At 65.5% G+C, this 3,243-nt stretch carries 3 protein-coding genes and 1 pseudogene; 3 read left to right on the plus strand and 1 reads right to left on the minus strand.

Features of this window, described 5'->3' with window-relative positions:
* A pseudogene (locus MOV74_RS34525) lies at nt 1-164 on the plus strand (histidine ammonia-lyase); the annotation flags it as partial.
* Nucleotides 165-173: 9 nt separating this feature from the next.
* A complete protein-coding gene (hutU, locus tag MOV74_RS34530; RefSeq protein ID WP_246931439.1) occupies nt 174-1,844 on the plus strand; it encodes a urocanate hydratase in 1,671 nt (556 codons plus the stop codon).
* A 213-nt stretch (nt 1,845-2,057) separates the two neighbouring features.
* Here the strand turns inward: hutU and MOV74_RS34535 are convergent, their stop codons facing one another.
* Entirely contained in the window at nt 2,058-2,678 is a 621-nt protein-coding gene (locus MOV74_RS34535; protein WP_246931440.1) for a TetR/AcrR family transcriptional regulator, read from the minus strand.
* Nucleotides 2,679-2,932: 254 nt separating this feature from the next.
* Here MOV74_RS34535 and MOV74_RS34540 point away from each other — a divergent pair.
* The coding region (locus MOV74_RS34540) for a xanthine dehydrogenase family protein subunit M (RefSeq protein WP_246931441.1) at nt 2,933-3,243 on the plus strand (311 nt) is incomplete at its 3' end.

A 3,243-nucleotide genomic window follows, 5' to 3' on the forward strand; every position in this document is an offset into this window, starting at 1 on the left:
TCGCCGCCGTCATCGCCGCGTTGCGCGATCAGGTCCCTGCACTCGGCGCCGACCGCTACATGGCCGGCGATCTCGCCAAGGCGGCTGCGCTGATCGAAGCCGACGCGTTGCCGGCGATCGCGATCGCCGCGCTTCCATCCGATCCGTTTCCGAGACTTGATTGAGAGGTCCGCATGAACCGTCGACTGGACAATGACCGCACCATCCGCGCCCCCCGCGGCAGCGACATCAGCGCCAAGAGCTGGCTGACCGAGGCGCCGTTGCGCATGCTGATGAACAACCTCGATCCTGACGTCGCGGAGCGCCCCAGCGAGCTCGTCGTCTATGGCGGCATCGGACGCGCTGCACGCGACTGGGAGAGCTTCGACCGGATCGTTGCGGCCTTGCGCAAGCTCGAAGGTGACCAGACGCTGCTGGTCCAGTCCGGCAAGCCGGTCGGCGTGTTCCGCACCCATGCCGATGCCCCGCGCGTGCTGATCGCGAACTCCAACATCGTGCCGCATTGGGCGACGCTCGATCATTTCAACGAGCTCGATCGCAAGGGCCTGATGATGTACGGCCAGATGACGGCGGGTTCCTGGATCTATATCGGCAGCCAGGGCATCGTGCAGGGCACCTACGAGACCTTCGTCGAAGTCGGTCGTCGCCATTATGGCGGCAGCCTCGCCGGCAGATGGATCCTCACCGCAGGTCTCGGCGGCATGGGCGGTGCGCAGCCGCTGGCCGCGACCATGGCCGGCGCGTCGATGCTCGCCGTCGAATGCCAGCCGAGCCGCATCGAGATGCGGCTGCGTACCGGCTATCTCGATCGACAGGCCGCAACGCTCGACGAAGCGCTGGCGATCATGGCGGACGCCACGAAGACGAAGCGGGCGATTTCGGTCGGCCTGCTCGGCAACGCCGCGGAGGTTTTTCCCGAGCTGGTGCGCCGTGGCGTCAAGCCCGACGTCGTCACCGACCAGACCAGCGCGCACGATCCGGTCAACGGATACTTGCCGAAGGGTTGGACGCTCGCCGAGTGGGAAGCCAAGCGCGGCTCCGATCCGAAGGCGGTCGAGCGCGCCTCGAAGACCTCGATGGTCGAGCACGTCCACGCCATGCTGGACTTCCACGCACAGGGCATTCCGACGCTCGACTACGGCAACAACATCCGCCAGATGGCGCAGGACATGGGCCTGAAGAATGCCTTCGATTTCCCCGGCTTCGTTCCCGCCTATATCCGCCCTCTGTTCTGCCGCGGCGTCGGGCCGTTCCGCTGGGCCGCGCTGTCGGGCGATCCCGAGGACATCTTCAAGACCGACGCCAAGGTCATGGAGCTGATGCCCAATGACAAGCATCTGCACAACTGGCTCGACATGGCGAAGGCGCGCATCAAATTCCAGGGGCTGCCGGCGCGGATCTGCTGGGTCGGCCTCGGCGATCGCCATCGCCTCGGCCTTGCCTTCAACGAGATGGTGGCGCGCGGCGAATTGAAGGCGCCAATCGTGATCGGCCGCGATCATCTCGACAGCGGCTCGGTGGCGAGCCCCAACCGCGAGACCGAGGCGATGAAGGACGGATCGGACGCGGTGTCCGACTGGCCGCTGCTGAACGCGCTGCTCAATTGTGCGAGCGGTGCGACCTGGGTGTCGCTGCATCACGGCGGCGGCGTCGGCATCGGCTATTCCCAGCACGCCGGCATGGTGATCGTCGCCGACGGCACGCCGGAAGCCGCCAAGCGGATCGAGCGCGTGCTCTGGAACGATCCCGCCACCGGCGTCATGCGCCATGCCGACGCGGGCTATGAGGCCGCGATCGACTGCGCCCGTGACAAGGGGCTCGATCTGCCGAGCCTTGCGAAGTAGCGCGTTGGACGTTTCGAGCACGATGACTCTTGTGGAGGCCAAACCTAGCCGCGGGCTCGATTAATCTCTCCCGCTTGCGGGGGAGGTCGGCGCGGAGCGCCGGGTGGGGGCTCGTGCAGCATTGGGAGTGTTCAGTGCGGAGACACGCCCACCCCAGCCCTCCCCCGCAAGCGGGAGAGGGAGCGCACCTTCAGCGTGGTAGGGCTCGACCACCTATTCACGCGCCAGCAGCTTCGGCATCGTCGTCTTCGCGCCGTCCATAAAAGTCTGGACGGCGTCGCGGACGATGGCGTCGAGATCGGGCGGGATCGGCGTCTCGTAGATGAATTTTCGGATGGCCAGATAGAAGATGCGGCCGTGCAGGCCCCAGAACAGCTCGGTCTCGCGTTCACTCAATGAGTGAGCCTTAGCGTCGGGCAGCTTCAGCTCGTGGCGCAGCTCGGCGGCCGCGGGCTCGATGATCTCGCGCCTGACGATGTCGAGATAGCGGCTGGTGATGCCGAACGACTTCATGCCGGAGAACACGAAGATCCGTACCCAATTGTACTCGAACACGCGTTCGACATAGTCGAGATAGAAGCGCGTCAGCCTCGCTTCGAGTGACAACGAACGATCGCGGATCATCGGCCCCCAATCGGGCGACCAGCGGCTGAGATAGACCTCCTGGTAGACCCGCTCGATCAGCGCCTCCTTGCTCGGGAAGTGGCGATAGATCGCCGAATGCGTGATGCCCATGCGCTTGGCGAGCTCGCGGGTCTGGCCCTCGAAGCCGCGCTCGGCGAAGAAGCGGATCGCCTCGTCCACGATCGCGCGCTCGCGGTCGGCCGCGCGCATGTTGCGGCGCTTTGGCGCAGACTTGCTGCCTGTCTCGGTCCGCTTCCGGATCGGTCGCTTCGCCGTTCTCTGCGCTTTTCGGGCCATTTCGTCGCTGAATCAACGTATCGCTGCCTTCATAGCCCAAGGTGCATTTGTGACCAAATGGTCATTTCCTGTTGACCGCCCCCGGGAGGCGTGTCAGGATTTTGAGACCAGATGGTTACAAATCTGGCGTCCCGGCTGATGAGCCGATGGATATCGAGGAAACGGCAGTGAAGGCGCGGGCTTTCAGCTATTTTCGGGCTGCGACGATTGACCAGGCGCTGGACGCTCATGCGCGCGCCGCGGACGATGCGCGTTTCATCGCCGGCGGCCAGAGCCTGGTGCCGGCGCTGTCGCTGCGACTGCAGGCGCCGCGGCTGCTGATCGACATCACCCATATTGACGAGCTGCGCGGCGTCAGGCGCGAAAGCGATACCTTGCGCATCGGCGCGCTGACGCGCCATTGCGAGATGCTGAGCGAGCCGCTGATCGCCGAGTTCGCGCCGCTGCTGCACGCGGCGGCGCCGTTCGTCGCGCATCC

The organism is Bradyrhizobium sp. SHOUNA76 (assembly GCF_023006445.1).
In the GTDB taxonomy this organism is placed as follows: domain Bacteria; phylum Pseudomonadota; class Alphaproteobacteria; order Rhizobiales; family Xanthobacteraceae; genus Bradyrhizobium.

Excerpts from the sequence above, each read along its gene's own strand:
- hutU (WP_246931439.1), top strand. The coding sequence starts at position 174 with ATGAACCGTCGACTGGACAATGACCGCACCATCCGCGCCCCCCGCGGC.
- MOV74_RS34535 (WP_246931440.1), bottom strand. The coding sequence starts at position 2,678 with ATGCGCGCGGCCGACCGCGAGCGCGCGATCGTGGACGAGGCGATCCGC.